This is a genomic window from Kineosporia babensis (assembly GCF_021129305.1).
In the GTDB taxonomy this organism is placed as follows: domain Bacteria; phylum Actinomycetota; class Actinomycetes; order Actinomycetales; family Kineosporiaceae; genus Kineosporia; species Kineosporia babensis.
On the sequence record NZ_JAJOMB010000013.1, the window covers coordinates 205567 to 226462 of the forward strand.

Consider the following 20896-nt stretch of genomic DNA (forward strand, 5'->3'; position numbering starts at 1 on the left):
ATCACGGTGTGTCACCGGCCGGTTGGGGCGGATTCCGCGACCTGCCGGTAAGGGGCCTACCCGGTCGTCGTGACCCTCGGCGTTGCACCCGTGATCCGGCGTGGCTATCGCGTAGCCTCGCCACCATGGCGACCCGTACGTCCACATCTGGCGGCAGTTCGTCGCGCTCCACCGCTTCGAAGAGTGGGTCCGGCCGGTCCCGCGGTTCCAGCGCGGCGAAAGGCCGCACGTCCAAGCCCCGCGCCACCGGGAAGACGACCGGCAAGGCGGCTGCCCGCCCAGCTGCCCGGCGCAGCGCGGCCTCCCGCCCGGCGCTGCCGTTCCGGATGGTCCGCGGCGTGTACATGGGCACCGCGCACCTGATCGGGGGAGGAGCCCGGGCGGTCGGTCAGGGTGCCCAGAACATGGATCCGGACCACCGCCGCGACGGAGTGGGCTTCATCCTGATCGCCGTAGCGATCGTGGTCGCCGCGCGGGAGTGGTGGGGCCTGCCCGGAAACGTCGGTGTCGCCGTGCACGCGGTGGTGGCCGGCACGCTCGGCCGGATCTCCCTGGTGCTGCCGTTGCTGCTGCTGATCGCCGGCTGGCTGGTGATGCGCCGTCCGGAAGAGATGGCCTCGGTGAACCGGATGTTCATCGGCACCGCCACCCTCCTGGTCTCCGCGGCCGGCCTGACCCACCTGGCCGCCGGCCTGCCCGGCCCCTCCGACGGCGCCAGCGACATGCGCGGCGCCGGCGGCATGATCGGCTACCTGGCCTCGGCCCCGCTCGAGGCCGGGGTCAGCACCTGGGCCGCGGTGCCGATCCTGCTGCTGCTCGCCTTCTTCGGGGTGCTCGTGGTCACCGCCACCCCGGTCTACGCGATCCCCGAGCGGCTGCGCGAACTGCACGAGACGCTCACCACGATGGGTACCGAGGAAGCCGAGGAACTCGTCGCCCGGCGGGCCGAGCGGCGGCGGCGCAACCTCGGCGACGAGGGCCCGTTGCACGGCGACGAGGCGTACGCCCAGGCCGTCCTCAAGCCCGAGGAGGGCGACACCGCACCGCTGCCGACCACCAAGGGCCGCAAGGGCAAGGCCGCGAAGGTGTTCGACGTGGACGAGGCCGATCAGGCCGATGCCGAGCGCGAACCGCGGGAGGTCGACCTCCGCGACCTCCTCGACGCCGGGCGCGGGACACCGTCCTCAAGCAAGAACACCCAACCGCCGCCGCCCCCGCCGCCGGCCCCCGTGGCCAAAGTCGCGTCCGTCCCCTCGACCGCGCCCGAGGCGCCGGAGACCACCCAGCTGCCCGAACGGGTCGAGCAGTTGCTGCTGGCCGGCGACGTCGCCTACCACCTGCCGCCCTCCGACATGCTGCCCGCCGGGCCGGCCCCGAAGGAGCGCAGCGAGGCCAACGACAAGGTGGTCGAGGCGCTCACCCGGGTGTTCGACGACTTCAACATCGACGCCCAGGTCACCGGCTTCAGCCGGGGCCCGACCGTGACCCGCTACGAGGTCGAGGTCGGCCCGGCGGTCAAGGTCGAGAAGGTCACCGCGCTCAGCAAGAACATCGCCTACGCGGTGGCCAGCGCCGACGTCCGGATCCTGTCGCCGATCCCGGGCAAGTCGGCGATCGGCATCGAGATCCCCAACGCCGACCGGGAGACCGTCTCGCTGGGCGACGTGCTGCGCAGCCAGACCGCGCGCCGCTCCGAGCACCCGATGGTGATGGGCGTGGGCAAGGACGTCGAGGGCGGTTTCGTGATCGCGAACCTGGCCAAGATGCCGCACATGCTGGTGGCCGGCGCCACCGGGGCCGGTAAGTCGTCGTTCGTCAACTCGATGATCACCTCGCTGCTGATGCGTTCCACCCCGGACGAGGTCCGGATGGTGCTGGTCGACCCCAAGCGGGTGGAACTGACCGCCTACGAGGGCATCCCGCACCTGATCACGCCGATCATCACCAACCCGAAGAAGGCCGCCGAGGCGCTGGCCTGGGTGGTCAAGGAGATGGACGCGCGTTACGACGACCTGTCGGCGTTCGGGTTCAAGCACATCGACGACTTCAACAAGGCGATCCGCAACAACACCGTGGTGCTGCCGCCCGGCAGCGACCGGCGGCTGCAGCCCTACCCGTACCTGCTGGTCGTGGTGGACGAGCTGGCCGACCTGATGATGGTCGCTCCGCGTGACGTGGAAGACGCCATCGTCCGGATCACCCAGCTCGCCCGGGCGGCCGGGATCCACCTCGTGCTGGCCACCCAGCGGCCCTCGGTCGACGTCGTCACCGGTCTGATCAAGGCCAACGTGCCCTCCCGGATGGCGTTCGCGACCAGCTCCGTCACCGACTCCCGGGTGGTCCTGGACCAGCCCGGGGCGGAGAAGCTGATCGGCCAGGGGGACGGGCTGTTCCTGCCGATGGGCGCCTCCAAGCCGATGCGTGTGCAGGGAGCCTGGGTCACCGAGAGTGAGATCGAGCGCGTCGTCGGGCACGTCAAGGAACAGCTGCAGCCGGTCTACCGCGAGGACGTCGCCGCGGTCGCCGTGCGCAAGGAGATCGACGAGGACATCGGCGACGATCTTGAGTTGCTGCTCGCGGCTGCCGAACTCATCGTCACCTCGCAGTTCGGCTCCACCTCGATGCTGCAGCGCAAGCTGCGGGTCGGGTTCGCCAAGGCCGGTCGCCTGATGGACCTGCTGGAGTCGAGGGGTGTGGTAGGCCCGAGTGAGGGCAGCAAGGCCCGTGACGTCATGGTGAAACCGGACGATCTTCCTGGCACGCTGGCCCTCATCCGGGGGGAGACCCCGCCGGACGACGATGCCGGACGGGTAGAAGATCTATGGGAACCAGGTATGGATGATGACTGAGCACGATTTGGGCGAGGACGCCCCCCTTAGTGTCGAGGACCTCGGCCTGATCAGCGGTGAGCGGACCGAGCTGGACCTGCTGGTCTGGGACGCCCCGAACATCGACATGACGCTGTCCAACGTGATCGGCGGCCGGCCCTCGGCCCAGTCCCGGCCGCGGTTCGACGCGGTCGCCAAGTGGCTGCTGGCCCAGGCCGGTGAGCGGGACGTGGAAGGCGCGGTGTTCGCGAACGTGCCCCCCGGCGGGGCGGCCACGATGCGCGGCTGGGTGGAGGCGATCCGCTCGTTCGGTTACGCGGTGTTCGCCCGGCCCAAGCTCGGCCCGCTGGACGACGTGGACGCCGACATGCTGGCCCACATCGCCGACCGGCACCGCACCCGGACGCTGCGCCGGCTGGTGGTGGCCAGCGGTGACGGCCGTAACTTCAACGAGCCGCTGGAAGAGCTGGCCCGCGAGGGCGTCGACGTCACCGTGCTCTCGTTCGTCGAGGTCGCGGGGTACGCCCAGGAGTCCGAGCTGATCCGGTTCGTGGACCTGGAGGACGTGCCCGGCGCCTTCACCACCCCGCTGCCGCGGGTCCGGCTGGACAACCTGCCCGCCGGTGGTGCCTGGCTGCAGCCCACCCGTTCGATGCGGGCGCTGCTCAGCGAGAGCAACAGCTCCAACTAGGGACGCTCGCCTGCAGTGCGTTGCGAAGGGTCCCGGCCGTGGGTGGCCGGGACCCTTCGTGCTGGGTCCCGCGGGAGTGTTCTCGAGCTGCGCGCAGGCTGCGCCGAGGGAGTGCTTATCGTCTCGTCAGGTGCCCAACGGCGGCCTTGGAATCCGGCACACCGAAACGGCAAGTAGTCTGTGGCCGTGGTTGCCCCTCGCTCCGTAGCTGTTGTCACCCTGGGATGCGCCCGGAACGAGGTCGATTCGGAGGAATTGGCCGGACGTCTGGCCGCCGCCGGGTGGGAACTCGTCGACGACGCCGAAAACGCCGATGTCGCGGTCGTGAACACCTGCGGCTTCGTCGAGCAGGCCAAGAAGGACTCGATCGACGTCCTGATGGAGGCCGCCGAGCTGAAGGACGACTCCTCGGCCCGGACGCAGGCCGTGGTCGCCGTCGGCTGCATGGCCGAGCGCTACGGCGAGCAGCTGGCCGACTCGCTGCCCGAGGCCGACGCGGTGCTCGGGTTCGACTCCTACGCCGACCTCTCCAGTCACCTCGACGCGATCCTGCACGGTGAGAAGCCGAAGTCGCACGTCCCGGTGGACCGGCGCACCCTGCTGCCGCTGACCCCGACCGCGCGCCGCTCCGCCGACGTCGCCGTCCCCGGCCACGCCCAGGACCCGGTGATCATCGGTGACCTGCCGTCCGGGGTCGCCCCGGTCAGCGGTCCCCGGGTGTTCCGGGCCCGGCTGGACGACCGGCCCTGGGCGCCGCTGAAGCTGGCCTCCGGGTGCGACCGTCGCTGCACCTTCTGCGCCATCCCGGCCTTCCGCGGGGCCTTCCTCTCCCGCCGCCCGGCCGAGGTCCTCACCGAGGCCCGCTGGCTGGGTGAGCGCGGGGTGAAGGAGCTCTTCCTGGTCAGCGAGAACTCGACCTCGTACGGCAAGGACCTGGGCGACATCCGGCTGCTGGAGACGCTGCTGCCGGAGCTCACCGAGGTCGAGGGCGTGGACCGGGTGCGGGTGTCCTACCTGCAGCCCGCCGAGCTGCGCCCCGGCCTGATCGACGCGATCGCCGGCACCGACGGCGTGGCCCCCTACTTCGACCTGTCGTTCCAGCACTCCTCCAACGCCGTGCTGCGCCGGATGCGCCGCTTCGGCAGCACCGAGGACTTCCTGGGCCTGCTGCGCGGCATCCGCGAGCGCAGCCCGCAGGCCGGCATCCGGTCCAACGTCATCGTCGGCTTCCCGGGCGAGACCGAGGCCGACCTCGAGGAGCTGGCCGGCTTCCTCACCGAGGCCCGGCTCGACGTGGTGGGTGTGTTCGGCTACTCCGACGAGGACGGCACGGAAGCCGCCACGCTCGAGGGCAAGCTGTCCGCCGACGAAGTGGCGATGCGGCTGGCTCACATCACCGGCCTGGTCGAGGAGCTCACCGCCCAGCGCGCCGAGGAGCGGATCGGCGAGCGGGTGACGGTGCTGGTCGAGGGCCCGGACGAGGACGACCCGGGCACCATGGTCGGGCGGGCCGCGCACCAGGGCCCGGAGGTCGACGGCCAGGTGCTGCTGCCCGGCGTCGAGGCTGCGCCGGGCGACTGGGTCGAGGCCGTCGTGACCGAGTCCCTCGGTGTGGACCTGGTCGCCACCCCGGCCGAACTGGTCGGCACCCGGCCCGCGGCAGCGGTGAAATCAGCCGGGTGAGCACCACGACCAAGGCGCCGAGCAACTGGAACATCGCCAACGCGCTGACGCTGCTGCGGATCGCGCTGGTGCCGTTGTTCGCCTTCCTGATGCTGCACGGCGACGGTCAGGAGACCAGCTGGCGGATCGGTGCCGCGGTGGTCTTCGCCGCGGCGATCATCACCGACCGGATCGACGGCGACCTGGCCCGCAACTGGGGCCTGGTCACCGACCTGGGCAAGATCGCCGACCCGATCGCCGACAAGGCGCTGATCGGGGCTGCGCTGATCGCGCTGTCGCTGATCGGCGAGCTGTGGTGGTGGGTCACCGGGCTGGTGCTGTTCCGCGAGCTCGGCATCACCGTGATGCGCTTCTTCATGATCCGGTACGGCGTGATGGCGGCCGGGCGCGGCGGCAAGGCCAAGACGGTCGCCCAGTCGGTGGCGATCCTGCTGATGGTCTGCCCGCTGCCGGCCGTGGTGGAGCCGGTGGCCTACGTCTGCATGGCCGTCGCCGTGGGGCTGACCCTGGTCACCGGGCTGGACTACGTGGCCCAGGCAGTCCGGCTGCGCCGCTCCTCCGGTACTTCGGACCCGGCGGCCTGACCTCCCTCCCCTTCCTCCCCGCTCACCCCTGCTTCGCCAGCCGGTCGGGTGGCAGGCTGAGCCCATGACTCAGCCCCACCAGCCAGGAGCCGAGCCGGCTGCTACGCCGGACCCCGGCCTCGCTGATCCGGACCCGGCTCACTCAGAGCTGGCTGCGGAAATAGACCGGAATGCGGCCCTGATCATTTCTGCCCTGAGCGAACAAGGGCGGACCGTGGCGATCGCCGAGTCGCTCACCGGGGGCATGGTCTCGGCCTCGCTGGTGGCGATCGCGGGTGCGTCGGCGGTGCTGCGCGGAGCGGTGGTCGCGTACGCCACCACCCTTAAGAAGGACATTCTGGGCGTCGATCCGGATCTGCTCTCAGCGAACGGGCCGGTCGATCCGGACGTCGCGGCGCAGATGGCGGCCGGCGTCCGAGAGCTGATGGGGGCCGATTTCGGGCTCGCCACGACCGGCGTCGCGGGGCCCGGCCCGGCCGACGGAGCGCCCGCCGGACGGGTTTTCGTGGCCGTCGCCGGGGTCCTGCCAAAGGTCCCGGATCTGGCAACTGACCAGGACTTTTACCGCCCCGTAGGTCACGGTGAGGTCACGGCCCGGGTGCGGCGGCTGGACCTGTCGGGGGATCGCGCGGCGGTCCGGCTGGGAGCCACCGCGCAGGTGCTGGATCTGCTGGTCGAGGTGGGTCGGTGAACGTCCGTGGGTGCGGCCGCGGCCGAGCCGGGTTCGTCAAGAGGCGGTCAAACCTGAGTCTCCTGGCCTCAACCCCGGAACAGAGCCGCCTTCGGGGCCGTTAGCCCTCACATGTCGCCAGCTGCCAACCGGTCCGAAAGTGCTGTCCCGGCACCCACAGTTCGGACTCCTACGCGACCGTTGTCGGTGCCGCGGGGTACGGTAAATCCACCACGACCTACATCGGCCGGTCCACACCGGTCGGGCCCGATGAACGGCCGAGGTAAAGAACAGTCCGTCAAGTCGAACGGACGCCGGACTGTCGGCCACGCGGTCGTGACGGTTCGGGGGCAAGATGGTGCCAACACCGTCGAGTCCCGCCTTCCGGGCGGGGCGCCGAGGGTAGGACCACAGAAGGGAGGGCGCGCCATGGTGCTTCTACGGCAGGAGATCGGCGACGTGCTCCGCGATGCCAGGCGCCAGCAGGGACGCACCCTGCGAGAGGTGTCCTCGGTGGCCCGTGTCTCCCTCGGCTACTTGAGCGAGGTCGAGCGCGGTCAGAAGGAGGCGTCGTCCGAGCTGCTGGCATCGATCTGCGGGGCACTCGACGTCCCGCTGTCTTCGGTGCTGCACGAGGTCAGCGAGCGGGTGGCTGCTGCGGAGAACATCGGGCCGGCGGCGGTCCGGGTTCCGGACACAGTTCCTGACGGGCTGGCCGGCGAACTGGCCGGGGCCGCATAACCCAAGAGCATTGCGCCAGTCCGAACGCCTCCGGGTCCCGCACCCGGAGGCGTTCGGGCGTTTGCCGTTCCTGGGTCGTGCTTTGACACGACCTAGCGCCGGTAGGGCGAACGCTGACGGGGCGGGGTCCGAGGCGAGGTGCGCTGGATGGCACCCAACGGGCGCCGCGGACGTCCATCATCGGTCGGCACCACTCCAGGCTGGCAGTGCGGGCACCAGAACACCGGGCGCTCGTTCGGGGGTTCGCCCAGCGGCGCCACCCGGATCGTGCTGCCGCAGCGCCGGCACGGACGTCCGGAGCGGGCGTGTACGTAAGACTCCTGGCCCTTACGGGCGTTGCCCGTGGTGACCTGTACGGCCCGGTTCACGTTCACAACCATCAGCCGGTGCGCCAGCCGCACCAGTTCTTCCAGCTTGGCCACCTCGCTGGTCGGGGTCCACGGGTTCACCCCGCGCAGGAACGCGGCCTCACTCATGAAGAACGTGCCGATCCCGGCGATCACCCGCTGGTCCAGCAGGACCAGCCCGATCTCCCGCTCGCCCTGGTCCCGGACCCGCTGCGTGGCCTGCTTCAGGTCCCAGCCGGGGGCCAGGATGTCCGGTCCGAGGTGCCCGACCAGGGTGTCCTCCCGATCGGTGGCGATCAGATCCATCATCCCGAGGTGGTGCCCGATGGCCGTCCATTCCTGATTGGCCAGCACCGCTCGGATCTCGTGCTCGGCCCGCGGGCGGCGCCACGGCTCGCCGGTGCGGTGAACGTGCCAGGAGCCCTCCATCCGCAGGTGGCTGTGCAGCGTGGCGTTCTGCTCCATCCGCATCAGCAGGTGCTTGCCGATCGCCACGACCTCCAGCACCTCCAGGCCCTTGAGGTTCTCGCCGGCCAGTGAGGGCCAGCGCAGGTCGGCCTTGATCAGGCGGCGGCCGGCGAGCGCGGCATCGAGCCGGCGCGCGGTCCGCAGCACAACGTCACCTTCGGGCACCGCAACAGCATGCCTGCAGGTGGGGGGTTGTGCCGCCTAGCGGGGCAGGTCAGCTCGCCGGTGGCCGGGCGGACAGCCGGGCTGACAGCGGTACTGGTCGTCCCACGTCCCTCTGTCACATCAACAACGAACATTGCACAAGAGTTGTTGTGCATCTATCGTCGAAGCATGGCGAATCCCGGTGAGGGCAACTTCCAGCTGAACGACCCCAAGGCGATGCGCGCGCTGGCGCACCCGCTGCGTCTGTCGGTGCTGGCCGAGTTGCGGGTGCGCGGGCCGCAGTCGGTCGGCATGCTCTGCGAGATTCTGGACGAGGCACCCGGCTCGATCAGCTATCACGTGGGCAAGCTCGCCCAGTTCGGCTTCGTCGAGGAAGCGCCCGAGCTCGCCCGCGATCGCCGTGAACGCTGGTGGCGGGCGTCGCACGTGCGCACATCCTGGTCTCCCTCCGACGATCTGAAAGACCCGGAGCGGCATCTCGCCTCGGGGGAGTTGCGGCGCGTGGTCGCCCGGCGGCTCCTGGCGGATTACGAGGCTTACCTAGACCTGGAGCCCACCCTGGAGCGGGAATGGGTGGAGGCAGCCGATGCCAGCGACGCCTTCCTGCACCTGACCCCCGAACAGATGCGTGAACTCCAGAGCGAGCTCAACGAGGTGGTCGAACGCTGGGAAGGCAAGGAGCCCGCTTCGGATGGCACCGAAACCGTGACAGTCGCCTATCAGCTGTACCGGAGGCCGTGACCATGCAGGGGAGCTCGAAATCGCTGTACGCGCTGTATTTCGCGCACACGGTCTCGCTGACCGGCAACATGATCACGCTGATCGCGCTACCCCTGTATGTACTCGAACGCACCGGCTCGGCCTCGGCCACGGGGGTGGCCGGCGTTGTCGCCACGCTGCCGATCGTGCTCGGGGGAGTGTTCGGCGGGACCATCGTGGACAAGCTGGGCTACCGGCGAGCCAGCATCCTCACCGACCTACTCGGCGGATTCTTCGTTGCGCTGGTGCCGCTGCTACACGTCACGATCGGCCTTCCCCTGTGGGCCGTGTTCGCCCTGGTCTTCGTCGGCAGCCTGATCGACGCCCCTGGCCAAACCGCGCGGCGCGCGCTGCTTCCCGACGTCGCGGAGACAGCCGGGGTTCCCCTCGAGCGTGCCGTCGGCTGGATGGAAGCCACCGAACGCGCAGGCCGGTTGCTGGGCGCGCCACTGGCCGGCTTCCTGGTCGTGTCGCTGGGTGCCCTGGAGGCCATGTTCGTCGACACCGCCACGTTCTTGATCTCCGCATCGCTCGTGACGCTGTTGGTCAAGGGCAAGAGCCGAACTGGGGACGTTTGTGCCCCCGAGGAGTCGGCGGATCCGGAGGGCTACTGGCAGGGTTTGCGGGCGGGCCTGGCCTGGGTGGTGCAGGACCGGCTGATGCGCGCGATCGTGCTGCTCGTCGTGGTCACCAACCTGTTCGACGCCGCCGGCAGCGCGGTGCTGATGCCGGTCTACGCCGACCGCGAGCTCGGCGGCGCGGTCGCGCTCGGCCTGCTGGTCGGGGCGATGGGCGGCGGCGCGCTGCTCGGTTCACTACTGTTCGGCGCCGTCGGGCACCACCTTCCCCGCCGGCCGACCATGGTCATCGCCTTCACCCTGGCCGGTGGCCCGGTCTTCCTGGGGCTCGCCGCCGGACTGCCGCTGCCGGCGTTACTGGTGTTCAAGTTCCTCGCAGGTTTCTGCGCCGGTGCGATCAACCCGATCCTCGGCACGGTGATGCTGGAACGCATTCCGCCGCAGATGCGAGCCCGAGCCTTCGGCCTGGTCAACGCGGGCTGCTGGGCGGGCATGCCGGTAGGGAGCCTGGCCGCCGGGTTCGCGGTGGACCACCTGGGCCTGACCTCGACCCTGGTGGCGGTCGGAATCTGCTACATCGTGGTGACCCTGCAGCCCGCCCGAGGCGGGGCATGGACCGAGATGGACCGGCCTGATGCAGGTACTGAGGCTCCTCGGGCCAGCACCTCACCGTCTGCTGCCGCGGTTGCCCTGGCTCCTTCAGGCACCTCCGCAGCTCCTGGATCCTCTGCTGATGCGGTGGTTTCTGCGGCTCAGGATCCGGCCGGCCGGTAGCGGCTTAACCGCTTTGGGCCTGCGCGAACGTCTGGCCCGCTTCTGCCACCTTGGTAAGCGTCCTGGCAGTCCAGCAGTATCCCCGACTGCTGTGGCCACAACCTGCGAGCGAAGGGGATGATCGCGGACATGTGGGAGCCAGAGCTCGCCGGCGTGCTGGAACTACCTTCAGGACGCCGCATCCGCGGACGCGGCCTACGCGCCGGACCGCCGCCCGGCCCCGACCCCGAGTTCGGGTTGTACCTACTGGCCAAGCAGCCTCCGCCTACCCCGTGGGCCGGCCGATGGATCCGATGGCCCGACTTCCGCCTCCCCACAGACCGCGAAGACGCCCAGAAAGCGCTGCAAGCGGCCTGGGACCGAGCCGCCGAGCAACGCGTGGAGATCGCCTGCAACGGTGGACGAGGGCGCACCGGCACTGCACTGGCCTGCCTGGCGGTACTCGACGGGGTGCCGCCAGGTTCAGCGGTTGCCTATGTGAGACAGAGGTATTCGCGTCACGCGGTCGAAACGCTCTGGCAAAGGTGCTACGTAGAACGGTTCGGCCAGATCTAGCGCATCTCAGCGCCGGTTAGCCCGACCGAGCCCGACTGAGCCCGGCCCGCCCCACCTCCAGCCGTCACGCTTCCTGGCAGCGGTCTTGCTCAAGACCAGCTGCCTTGCTCGATGCTGGTCGTCAAGCTCTCTGGGGCGTTCTCTGGGGAGTCCATGGCTACTGCAGGGCGGAGTCGACCTGGCCAAGACTTATGGTCACAGCACAGGGCAAAGGGAAGAAGTCCCGGACCGTGAGCGGTTGGGCGGGGACACCTCGATCATGTGTACACCTGGTACTGGATGCACCACTTTGACACATTGCGGGCAGTCGTTCGCCGGGCTTTGTGTCACAGCACTGTGGAGTAGGGGCCGCGCGGGCGCACCGCAGCTAAGGGAGTCGACCGCCGGCCGGGCGCTGGTGCGGGCGATTCCAGGGATCGCGGAAAGAAAGTGTGGCCAGAGCACACTTTGTTTCTGCGTTGTCGTGAATTCGCCGGGCAGCAGCAGGGGTGGAGAAGGATCGGGCTTGCACGGATTCGCCAAGGCTGGGTGGCAGATCCGCCGAACAAGCCGTCAAGGTCGGCGTGACTTCCAAAACACGACCTAACACCTGCCACACTCCGGGCCAACGGTGGCGCTCCCGGGTTGGCCGTGGCGCTCTGGGCTCAACGGTGGCGTTCTCGGGCTGGGCCGTGGCGCTCCCGGCCAACCGTGGCGCTCCAGGTCATCTGCGGCCCGCCAGATCATCCCGCGACGTTTCTCGGCTCGGCGGCAACGTCCTTCCGTCGCATCTACTCGCCCTCCTGGCGAGCCCTGCGCCCCTCAGGCGTCCCACCTGCTCAAGCCCGTAGTCGCAGCCCTCGCGGCGTTGCTCGGAATCCGGCGTTCTCCAGGGCCTGGGCCAAGGGATTGTCCGTGTTCAGAACGCCCTCCCCATCGGCCTTCTCAACGGTCAGCCGGCCCAGCGCACCCTCCCGGACCGCCAGGGCCAGCGCGTCGGCGGCGGCCCGCAGCAACTCCTCCTCATCGGTCCACGAGAGCAACGTGCGCCCGCCGCGCTCGACGTACAGGGTGAGCGCGCCGTCCACCAGGATCACGATGGCGCCGGCCTTGCGACCGGGCCGGTGACCGGCGTTGTCGCCCGGACGCTCGGGCCAGGGCAGGGCCGCGCCGTAAGGGTTGGCCGGGTCGGCCGCAGCCAGGACCACGGTGCGCAGGCCGCCTTCGCTGGCGAAGGTCTCGCCGGCCGGCCGGGCGGAGGCCCGAAGCCGGTCCACCGCGCCCGTGCCCGCGAACTGCGAGGCACCCAGCCCTTCGACGAAGTAGCCCCGCCGGACCCGGCCCGCGTCCTCGAAGCCGGACAGCACCCGGTAGGCCGCGGCAAAGCCACCGGCCACGCGCTCGGCCATGACCGCCCCGCGGGTGACCACGCCGTGCCGTTCCAGCAGCACCTCGGCCTGGGCGTGGGCGCGCGCGGTGGGATCGGGTTCGCGCTCGGGCAGCAGCGACCAGCGCCCGGCCGCGAGCGGGGGACCGGTGCGGCTGGGCATGGCCGGCCGTGAGCCCGCCCGGCCGGCCCCGCGCAGCGAGCCGTAACGGCTGTAGCGAGCCCGGGGTGGGCTGGGCCTGCTCTTGTGCGCGGTCTTGCCCCCGGCCAGCTTGGAACGTAGCGCGGCGAGCGTGTCGTTGCTGATCAGCCCGGCCCAGACCAGATCCCACAGCGCCTGGGTGAGCGCCTGGTCGTCGGTGCTGCCGACTGCGTCGCTCAGCGCCCGGAAGAAGTAGGCCCCGCCCCCGGCCAGCGCGTCGAGCACGGCCTGGTGCTGTTCTTCCGGCTCGAACTCGGCATCGGGCCCGGCCAGGGTGAGCGGCGCCAGATCGGCCGGATGCAACGAGACCCAGCCGTCATCACCCGGCAGGCTGCCGTGCCCGGCCCAGACCACCTCACCGGCACTGGTCAGCTCGTCGAGCAGGGCGGGCGTGTACCCGGGAACCCGGCCGGGGATGACCAAGGTCTCCAGCGCGCTGGCCGGAACCCAGGCCCCGGCCAGCTGTTCCACCGCGCGCAGCACCCCGTCCACCCCGCGGGTGCGGCCGCCGACGCCCTGCCACCCAGGCAGGAAACGGGCCAGGTCGAGGGCCGGAACCGGCTCGACCTCGGCCCGCAGGGCAGCCAGCGAGCGCCGCCGGAGGGTGCGCAGCACCTCGGCATCGCAGTAGTCCATGCCTTGCCCGCCGCCACACTCCAGCGGCCGCAGTTCACCCTGCACCAGTCGCCCGTTGTCGACGAGCCGCCGCAGCCCGTCGATCACCACGACCGAGCCCAGCCCGAGCCGGGTGGCCAGGTCCGCTGCGGTGAAGGGGCCGTGCGAGCGGGCGTAGCGGGAGAGCAGATCGCCCAGCGGATCCGGCACCGGCTCGGTGAACGCCTCCGCCACCCCGACCGGCAATGCAGTACCGAGTGCGTCCCGCAGTCGTCCGGAATCCTCGACCGCGGCCCAGCGTTCTTCGCCCGCCACCCGCACCCGGATCAGCCGGCGCGCGCCCTCGAGCTCGCTCAGCCAACGGCCCACCTCAGCCGGATCAGCGGTGGGAATCCGCACCGGGCCGGGCTGGTCCGGGCGGGCCTGCGGCCACGAGGGATCGGCCGGCTCAACAGCACCACCCGCGGAGGCCACAGCCTGTTCGGCCGCCGTGGCGTCATCACCCCAACCCGCCGCGTCCGCCTCCGAAGAACCCTCCGTCGACCCCTCAGCCACTTCAGCCCCGGCCTCGGCCTCACCCCCGGAACCGGCCTCGACCAGCGCCCAGGCCTCGGCGTCGATCGTCCGGTCCACCACCTCGGACGTGGACAGCGGCCCGATCATCCGGACCAGGTCGGCCACCTGTTCCATGGTGCGCGCCCGCCGGTTCGGTGCCCGCCGCTGCAGCTCCTCCTCGGTACGCCGCAACGCATCCGGATCCAGCAGATCCCGCAGCGAGGCACCCTCGCCCCGGCCCAGCAGTTCGGCCAGCAACGCCGGGTCGAGCGCCAGCGCGGCGGCCCGGCGCTCGGCCAGCGGCGAATCACCCTCGTACAGGAACTGCGCCACGTAACCGAACAGCAGGCTCCGGGCGAACGGCGAGGGCTGCTGCGTGGTCACCTCCAGCACCTTGACCGACCGTGCCCGCACGTCCCGCATCAGCGATTCCAGCCCGGGCACGTCGAACACGTCCTGCAGGCACTCGCGCAGCGTCTCCAGCACGATCGGGAAACTGCCGTAACGCGAGGCCACTTCGAGCAACTGGGCCGAACGCTGCCGCTGCTGCCACAACGGCTGGCGCTTACCCGGCTGCCGGCGGGGCAGCAGCAGCGCCCGGGCCGCGCACTCGCGGAACCGGGAGGCGAACAGCGCCGAACCCCCGAGCTCGGCGGTGACCAGCTCCTCCACGTCCTCGGCCTCGAGCACGATCAGATCGGCCACGTCGGGCGCCGAGCCGTCTTCCGTCTCGACGTCGGGCAGCCGCAGCACGATGCCGTCGTCACCCGGAGCGGCCTGCACATCCACCCCGAACCGCTCGCGAAAACGCGCGGCCACCGCCAGTGCCCAGGGCGAGTGCACCTGCCCACCGAACGGCGAGTGCACCACCACCCGCCAGTCACCGATCTCGTCCCGGAAACGCTCGATCACGATGGTCTTGTCGTCCGGAAGATGCCCGGTGGCCTGCTTCTGCTCGTCCAGATAGGCCAGCAGGTTGTCGGTGGCCCACTCGTCCAGCCCGGAGGCGAGCACCCGATCCCGCGCGGCGTCGGCCTTCATCCGGCTGACCGAGCGGACGTAGGCGCCCACCGCCCGGCCCAGCTCGGCGGGCCGGCCCTGCTGGTCGCCCTTCCAGAACGGCAGCCGCCCGGGCTGACCGGGGGCCGGGGTGACCAGTACCCGGTCGTGCGTGATGTCCTCGATCCGCCACGAGGAGGAGCCCAGGGTGAACACATCGCCCACCCGCGACTCGTAGACCATCTCCTCGTCCAGCTCGCCCACCCGGCGTCCGGCACCCTTACGAGCCTCGTCCCCACCGGCCAGGAACACCCCGAACAACCCCCGGTCCGGAATCGTGCCGCCGCTGGTGACCGCGAGCCGCTGCGCCCCCGGCCGGCCCTGCAGCACGTCGCCGTGCCGATCCCAGACCAGCCGCGGCCGCAGCTCGGCGAACTCGTCGCTGGGGTAGCGCCCGGCCAGCATGTCCAGCACCGACTCCAGCACCCCCCGGGTCAGCCCGGCGAACGGTGCACAGCGCCGCACCAGCTCCTCCAGCTCGGCCACCCGCCACTCGTCCATCGCCACCATCGCGACGATCTGCTGGGCCAGCACGTCCAGCGGGCTGGCCGGCACGGTCAGCTGCTCGATCGAGCCCTCCCGCATCCGCTCGACCACTACCGCGGTCTGCACCAGGTCGCCGCGGTACTTCGGGAACAGTGCCCCCGCCGACACCGCCCCCACCTGGTGCCCGGCCCGGCCCACCCGCTGCAGGCCGCTGGCCACGCTGGGCGGCGACTCGACCTGCACCACCAGGTCCACCGCACCCATGTCGATGCCCAGTTCCAGGCTGGAGGTGGCGACCACGGCGGGCAGCCGCCCGGCCTTCAGCTCACCCTCGATGATCGCCCGCTGCTCCTTGCTGACCGAGCCGTGGTGCGCCCGGGCCAGCACCGGCGGCGCACCCGTCGACGCACCGGACTGGGCCATGATCTCGGCCGGCTGCACCGCCCCTTCGTCGGGCAGCTCGGCCAGCGCCTGCCGCTCGGCCCAGATCTCGTTCAGCCGGGCGGTGAGCCGCTCGGCCAGCCGCCGGGAGTTGGCGAACACCAGGGTGGAACGGTGCTCGGCGATCAGGTCGACGATGCGCTCCTCGACGTGCGGCCAGATCGAGGGCCGGGCCGCCGCTCCGGCCGCCGCACCGGTCAGGTCCTCGTCCGGATCGGCGGTGGCCCCGGGCACCCCGTTGGCCGAGGCATCCAGCTCGCCCATGTCCGGCACCGGCACGATCACCCGCAGATCCCACTGCTTGGTGGAGGCGGGCTGCACCACCTCGACCGGATTACGGCCCCCCAGCCAGCGGGCGATCTCCTCAATCGGGCGGACCGTGGCCGAGAGCCCGACGCGCTGAGCCGGCCTGGCCAGCAACGCGTCCAGCCGTTCCAGCGAGACCGCCAGATGCGCGCCGCGTTTCGAGCCGGCCACGGCGTGCACCTCGTCGATGATCACCGTCTCGACCCCGGTCAGCACCTCCCGGGCCTGCGAGGTGAGCATCAGGAACAGCGACTCGGGCGTGGTGATCAGCACGTCGGGCGGGGTACGGGTGAGGGCCCGGCGCTCGTCGGCCGGGGTGTCACCCGAACGCAGGGCCACCTTCACCTCGGGCAGCGGCAGCCCGAGCCGCCCGGCCGCCTGCCGGATCCCGGCCAGCGGCGAGCGCAGGTTGCGCTCGACATCGACCGCGAGCGCCTTCAGCGGCGAGACGTACAGCACCCGGCAGCGCTGCTTGGGATCTTCCGGCGGCGGGCTCGAGGCCAGCCGGTCCAGCGCCCAGAGGAACGCCGAGAGAGTTTTACCCGAGCCGGTGGGAGCGACGACCAGCGCGTGCCGGCCCGCACTCACCGCGTTCCACGCGCCGGCCTGGGCGGCCGTGGGCGCTGCGAAGGCCCCGGTGAACCACGCCCGCGTGGCCGGGGAGAATCGCTCGAGCACCTGTTCCGTCACACCAGGGATCCTCACACGCACCACCGACAGTCTTCGATCAGAAATCATCGCCGCAGGTCACAGCGGACGCGAGCGCAATCGCCGCGCGCGGACGGCCGAACGGGTGGCATGCTCGTGCGGTGCGTAGCAGTGAGTTCTGGGATCTGGTCGACGAAGAGTTCGGGCGCGCCCACGGCCGCACGCTGGTCCGTGACCACGTGCTGCTCGAACTGGGCAACCGCACGGCCGAGCAGGCGATCGAGGCGGGCGAGCCGCTTCGCGAGGTCTGGTTCGCGCTGTGCGACTCGATGGACGTACCCGCGCACCGCCGCTGGGGCCAAGACGAGAAGGAGCGCCGCCGGGCATGACAGGTGGGGCAGGGGAGGGCCCAGCAACCAAGGACGGCAGTGGCATCCACCAGGGGGAAGAGATCAGGGTCCGGCAGGACGCCGGACCGGATCACCACGACGACACCAGCCGGCACCGGCCGGACGAAAAGATCGACGCGCCCACCGACGTCCGTAATCGGCCGGAAGGCGCGCCGAACGCTCAAGCAGACCCCGACGTCCGTAAGTGGACTGAAGGCAAGCTGAGCGACCGAGCAGACCCCGACGTCCGTAATTGGACCGAAGGCGCGCCGAACGACCGAGCAGACCCCGACGTCCGCAAGTGGACCAAAGGCGCGAAGAGCGACCCGGCCGACCCCGACGTCCTGATCAGCGCCCGCGGCCTGACCAAGCACTTCGGCGACTTCGTCGCGGTCGACGGCATCGACATCGACGTGCGCCGGGGCGAGGCCTTCGGCTTCCTCGGCCCCAACGGCGCCGGTAAGTCCTCCACCATGCGGATGATCGGCTGCGTCTCCCCGGTCACCGCCGGCACCCTCACCATGCTGGGCCTCGACCCCGAGCACGACGGCCCGGCGATCCGGGCCAAGCTCGGCGTGGTGGCGCAGAAGGACCTGCTCGACGAGGAACTCACGGTGCGCGAGAACCTCCTGGTCTACGGCCGCTACTTCGGCCTGCGCCGCTGGGAGATCGCCCATCGCGCCGACGAACTGCTGCGTTTCGCCCAGCTCGCCGACCGCGCGAACAGCCCGGTCGAGCCGCTCTCGGGCGGGATGAAACGCCGCCTGACCATCGCCCGCGCACTGATCAACGCCCCCGAGATCCTGCTGCTCGACGAACCCACCACCGGCCTCGACCCACAGGCCCGGCACGTGCTCTGGGACCGGCTGTACCGGCTCAAACAACAGGGCGTCACCCTGGTCCTGACCACGCACTACATGGACGAGGCGGAGCAGCTGTGCGACCGCCTGGTGGTGATGGACCACGGCCGGATCGTGGCCGAGGGTTCCCCGCGCGACCTCATCGAACGCTATTCCAGCCGAGAAGTGGTGGAGGTGCGCTACCCCGACTTCGACCTCGCCGCCCACCGCGACCGGCTGGATCTCGGCGACCTGGCCGCCCGCGTCGAGGTCCTGCCCGACCGGTTGCTGATCTACACCGACCACGGCGACGCGGTGGCTCGGAGCATCGACACCGGACCCGACCGTCCGTTGTCGGTCCTGGTCCGGCGGAGCTCGCTGGAAGACGTGTTCCTGCACCTGACCGGCCGGACCCTGGTCGACTGATGGCTACGCCGACACTCGAGCTGGGCGATCCGAAGCGCTCGCTGGCCGCCCTGGAGTACTGGCTGCGCGCCTACCGCCGCACCTGGCGTTCCAGCGCCGTCACGGCCTTCGTGATGCCCCTGGTCTTTCTCGGCACCTTCGGGCTGGGCCTGGGCAGCCTGGTCGACGGCAACACCACCGGCCCGCTCGGCGATGTGGAGTACCTGGCCTTCGTGGCCCCGGGCATCCTGGCCGCGAGTGCGATGCAGAGCGCGTTCGGCGAGTGCACCTGGCCGGTCCTGTCCAGCCGGAAATGGAACGGGCACTACCAGGCCCAGGCCGGATCGCCGCTGACCATCGCGGACATCGTCACCGGGCACCTGCTCTTCATCGCCTTCCGGCTGACCCTCGGCGCGGTCGCGTTCGCCCTGATCGGCACCCTGATCGGGGCGTTCTCCTCGGCCTGGCTGGTGCTCGCGGTCCCGGTCGCGGTACTCACCGGCCTGGCCCACGCCACCCCACTGATCGCGTTCGCCATCACCCGCGAGAACGACACCGACTTCTCCGTGCTGATGCGCTTCGTGATGACCCCGATGTTCCTCTTCGCCGGCACCTTCTTCCCGGTCGATCAGTTCCCGCTGGGCATCGAGCTCCTGGCCTGGCTCACACCGTTGTGGCACGGCACGCAGTTGTGCCGGGAGCTGGCGCTGGGGGACGCCGGGGTGCTCGCCTCCGCGGGGCATCTCGCCTACCTGCTGCTGTGGTGCGTGGGCGGCTATCTGCTGGCCCTTCGCTCCTACCGGAAGATGCTGCGCTCATGAGCGTTCTGGATCAGGGCACCCGAACCGCCCGTAGCGCTCTGTACCGGGTGGCCGGTGAACTCGCTCTGTTACGAGGGGCCGGCTCGGTGGTGCACCGCAACGCCCGCTCCGCCCGGCGCTCGCTGTTCGTGGTGATCTCGGGCTTCTTCGAGCCGTTGTTCTACCTGTTGTCGATGGGCATCGGCATCGGGGTGCTGGTCGGCGAGGTGCAGTACGGCGGCCGGTCGTTCAGCTACCAGGAGTTCGTCGGCCCGGCGCTGCTGGCGGCCTCGGCGATGAACGGCGCGGTGGCGGACTCCACGTTCAACGTGTTCGGCAAGCTCAAGTACACCCGGATCTACGACAGCATGCTGGCCACTCCGCTGAACCCGCGGGCACTGGCGGCCGGGGAGATCAGCTGGGCGTTGCTGCGCGGGGCCGGCTACGCATCGGCGTTCCTGCTGGTGCTGCTGGCCGCGGGCTATGTGAAGTCGTGGTGGGCGGTGCTCGCGGTGCCGGCGGCCTCGCTGATCGGGCTGGCCTTTGCCGGGGCCGGGATGGCCGCCACCACGTTCATGCGCTCCTGGCAGGACTTCGACCTGGTGAACCTGGTGGTGCTGCCGTTGCTCCTGCTCTCCACCACGTTCTACCCGCTCAGTACCTACCCAGGTGTGTTCGGCCTGCTCGTGCAGCTCACCCCGCTGTACCACGGGGTCGAGCTGGAGCGGGCGCTGGTGCTGGGCACGATGGACCTCACCGTGCTCGGGCATCTGGCGTATCTGCTGGCGCTCGGCGCGGCCGGGTTGTGGCTGGCCGGGCGCAGGCTGGAACGGCTACTGCTTTCTTGAACTGCCTACAACCAACGGACGGTGTGGGCACCTACGTTTCTTGCGCTGGGGTAAGCGTCCAGCAACGGTCCCCAGGTGTGGGGCACCTCAGTCGGTCGCGCCGGGGTAAGGGCTTCCAACCAATGGACGTCGTGGGCGCCTGAGTCAGTCGCGCTGGCGGGGCAGCTGGATGGGCTGGGTGGACGGGGCGAGCAGGTCGCCCAGGCCCATCCGCTGGGCCAGCCGGCGCGGGCTGATCCCGGTGGAGTTGGCCGCATCCGGGTCGGCACCGTGGGCGAGCAGGGCGTTGGCCGCCGCGCGCTGACCGTGCGCGGTGAAGATGGCTCGCCACAGCGGGGTGTTGCCCCAGCGGTCGGTGTCGGTGGTGGCCGCCCCGGCGGCGATCAGCAGGGCGATCACCTCGGGGTGCTGCTCCTGCGCGGCGAAGTGCAGCGGGGTGAAGCGCACGGCGTCGGGCTGGTTCGGGTCGGCACCCTCGGCCAGCAGACGCTGGACCTCAGCGGCGTCGCCGTCGGCAGCGGCGTAGTGGAGCGGGGAACGCCCGAACTCGTCGGTTTCGCGGAGTGCATCGATCATGTCCGGCATTGTGCCTCTAAGTAACAACCATTTCTACCCCTTGGGAACTCGTGTCACGCCCTGTTCCGACAATCGTGATCGGCCCCTTGGCCAGTGATGATGCTGAGTCAGCAGGGATCTACGGGGCGGATGGGGCGTAACTTTCAGGGCCAGAACGGACGCAGGCTGTGATCACATTGCGTGTTCAACAGTGATTGCGCAGCGTGACAAAATGAGGGCCATGGATTCGCCGGGGGATCTTTTGCAGGCCTTGCAAAATGCACATATGCACCGTTGCCCGACAGATGTCGCACTGCAGGCCAGGGCCGGTTTGCCGGTGCGGCCGGGCCGGTCGGGCCGGTCGGCGTGAGGGGTCGCAGGCCAGATCGGGCGGGCGTGTCGATTGCCCGTCCGAACACCTGTTCGGATAGAGTCCCGGTGTTCCGGTGGCTGCGGGTCGACGAGGATCAGTTCTCCACCGGCACATACGAGTGCCCGGTTGTCCACAGGGCGAAGTTACTCGGCCAAGACTGTCGGTG

At 70.4% G+C, this 20896-nt stretch carries 16 protein-coding genes; 13 read left to right on the forward strand and 3 right to left on the reverse strand.

What is annotated here, in order from left to right:
- Window positions 1-125: 125 nt before the first annotated feature.
- The 6 genes from LR394_RS23500 to LR394_RS23525 all read left to right on the forward strand — a co-directional run bounded on the left by LR394_RS23500 (window position 126) and on the right by LR394_RS23525 (window position 7197).
- Window positions 126-2849, forward strand: a complete 2724-nt coding sequence (locus tag LR394_RS23500) for an FtsK/SpoIIIE family DNA translocase (RefSeq protein WP_231445731.1) — start codon at window positions 126-128, stop codon at window positions 2847-2849.
- Window positions 2842-3519 carry an NYN domain-containing protein gene (locus LR394_RS23505; protein WP_231445733.1) on the forward strand — a complete coding sequence of 226 codons (678 nt, stop codon included), beginning with the start codon at window positions 2842-2844 and terminating at the stop codon, window positions 3517-3519. Before LR394_RS23500 ends, LR394_RS23505 begins: the two co-directional genes overlap by 8 nt.
- Before the next feature lie 186 nt (window positions 3520-3705).
- A complete protein-coding gene (rimO, locus tag LR394_RS23510) occupies window positions 3706-5202 on the forward strand; it encodes a 30S ribosomal protein S12 methylthiotransferase RimO (RefSeq protein WP_231445740.1) in 1497 nt (498 codons plus the stop codon).
- Window positions 5199-5786, forward strand: a complete 588-nt coding sequence (pgsA, locus tag LR394_RS23515) for a CDP-diacylglycerol--glycerol-3-phosphate 3-phosphatidyltransferase (RefSeq protein ID WP_231445742.1) — start codon at window positions 5199-5201, stop codon at window positions 5784-5786. Before rimO ends, pgsA begins: the two co-directional genes overlap by 4 nt.
- A 64-nt stretch (window positions 5787-5850) precedes the next feature.
- Window positions 5851-6477 (forward strand): CinA family protein, encoded by a 627-nt coding sequence (locus LR394_RS23520; RefSeq protein ID WP_231445744.1) that lies wholly within the window; start codon window positions 5851-5853, stop codon window positions 6475-6477.
- Between the two features lie 408 nt (window positions 6478-6885).
- Window positions 6886-7197, forward strand: coding sequence for a helix-turn-helix domain-containing protein (locus LR394_RS23525; protein WP_231445746.1), 312 nt, complete (start codon window positions 6886-6888; stop codon window positions 7195-7197).
- A gap of 92 nt (window positions 7198-7289) precedes the next feature.
- Here the strand turns inward: LR394_RS23525 and LR394_RS43140 are convergent, their stop codons facing one another.
- Window positions 7290-8177 (reverse strand): DNA-formamidopyrimidine glycosylase family protein, encoded by an 888-nt coding sequence (locus tag LR394_RS43140; protein WP_231445748.1) that lies wholly within the window; start codon window positions 8175-8177, stop codon window positions 7290-7292.
- Between the two features lie 168 nt (window positions 8178-8345).
- Here LR394_RS43140 and LR394_RS23535 point away from each other — a divergent pair, with 168 nt between their 5' ends.
- From LR394_RS23535 to LR394_RS43715, 3 genes are all read left to right on the forward strand, one after another.
- Window positions 8346-8918, forward strand: coding sequence for a winged helix-turn-helix domain-containing protein (locus LR394_RS23535; RefSeq protein ID WP_231445750.1), 573 nt, complete (start codon window positions 8346-8348; stop codon window positions 8916-8918).
- Between the two features lie 2 nt (window positions 8919-8920).
- Window positions 8921-10288, forward strand: coding sequence for an MFS transporter (locus LR394_RS23540; RefSeq protein ID WP_231445857.1), 1368 nt, complete (start codon window positions 8921-8923; stop codon window positions 10286-10288).
- A 117-nt stretch (window positions 10289-10405) separates the two neighbouring features.
- Window positions 10406-10843, forward strand: coding sequence for a protein-tyrosine phosphatase family protein (locus LR394_RS43715; RefSeq protein WP_407937106.1), 438 nt, complete (start codon window positions 10406-10408; stop codon window positions 10841-10843).
- 818 nt (window positions 10844-11661) lie between these two features.
- On the opposite strand, the gene LR394_RS23545 is transcribed toward LR394_RS43715, so the two are convergent.
- Window positions 11662-16563, reverse strand: a complete 4902-nt coding sequence (locus LR394_RS23545) for an Lhr family helicase (protein WP_231445752.1) — start codon at window positions 16561-16563, stop codon at window positions 11662-11664.
- Between the two features lie 119 nt (window positions 16564-16682).
- On the opposite strand from LR394_RS23545, the gene LR394_RS23550 reads away from it, so the two are divergent.
- The 4 genes from LR394_RS23550 to LR394_RS23565 all read left to right on the forward strand — a co-directional run bounded on the left by LR394_RS23550 (window position 16683) and on the right by LR394_RS23565 (window position 19802).
- Entirely contained in the window at window positions 16683-16910 is a 228-nt protein-coding gene (locus LR394_RS23550) for a DUF3046 domain-containing protein (RefSeq protein ID WP_231445753.1), read from the forward strand.
- Window positions 16911-17254: 344 nt separating this feature from the next.
- Window positions 17255-18175: an ABC transporter ATP-binding protein gene (locus LR394_RS23555; protein ID WP_407937112.1), complete on the forward strand. Its 921-nt coding sequence runs from the start codon at window positions 17255-17257 to the stop codon at window positions 18173-18175.
- On the forward strand, window positions 18175-18975 hold the full coding sequence (locus LR394_RS23560; protein ID WP_231445762.1) for an ABC transporter permease: 801 nt from the start codon (window positions 18175-18177) through the stop codon (window positions 18973-18975). Before LR394_RS23555 ends, LR394_RS23560 begins: the two co-directional genes overlap by 1 nt.
- On the forward strand, window positions 18972-19802 hold the full coding sequence (locus LR394_RS23565) for an ABC transporter permease (RefSeq protein ID WP_231445764.1): 831 nt from the start codon (window positions 18972-18974) through the stop codon (window positions 19800-19802). Before LR394_RS23560 ends, LR394_RS23565 begins: the two co-directional genes overlap by 4 nt.
- A 144-nt stretch (window positions 19803-19946) precedes the next feature.
- Here the strand turns inward: LR394_RS23565 and LR394_RS23570 are convergent, their stop codons facing one another.
- A complete protein-coding gene (locus LR394_RS23570) occupies window positions 19947-20378 on the reverse strand; it encodes an ankyrin repeat domain-containing protein (protein WP_231445768.1) in 432 nt (143 codons plus the stop codon).
- Window positions 20379-20896: the final 518 nt, after the last annotated feature.

Coding starts and splice junctions, on each gene's coding strand:
- LR394_RS23500 (WP_231445731.1), top strand. CDS start 126: ATGGCGACCCGTACGTCCACATCTGGCGGCAGTTCGTCGCGCTCCACC.
- LR394_RS23505 (WP_231445733.1), top strand. CDS start 2,842: ATGACTGAGCACGATTTGGGCGAGGACGCCCCCCTTAGTGTCGAGGAC.
- LR394_RS23520 (WP_231445744.1), top strand. CDS start 5,851: ATGACTCAGCCCCACCAGCCAGGAGCCGAGCCGGCTGCTACGCCGGAC.
- LR394_RS23525 (WP_231445746.1), top strand. CDS start 6,886: ATGGTGCTTCTACGGCAGGAGATCGGCGACGTGCTCCGCGATGCCAGG.
- LR394_RS23535 (WP_231445750.1), top strand. CDS start 8,346: ATGGCGAATCCCGGTGAGGGCAACTTCCAGCTGAACGACCCCAAGGCG.
- LR394_RS23540 (WP_231445857.1), top strand. CDS start 8,921: ATGCAGGGGAGCTCGAAATCGCTGTACGCGCTGTATTTCGCGCACACG.
- LR394_RS43715 (WP_407937106.1), top strand. CDS start 10,406: ATGATCGCGGACATGTGGGAGCCAGAGCTCGCCGGCGTGCTGGAACTA.
- LR394_RS23560 (WP_231445762.1), top strand. CDS start 18,175: ATGGCTACGCCGACACTCGAGCTGGGCGATCCGAAGCGCTCGCTGGCC.
- LR394_RS23565 (WP_231445764.1), top strand. CDS start 18,972: ATGAGCGTTCTGGATCAGGGCACCCGAACCGCCCGTAGCGCTCTGTAC.
- LR394_RS23570 (WP_231445768.1), bottom strand. CDS start 20,378: ATGATCGATGCACTCCGCGAAACCGACGAGTTCGGGCGTTCCCCGCTC.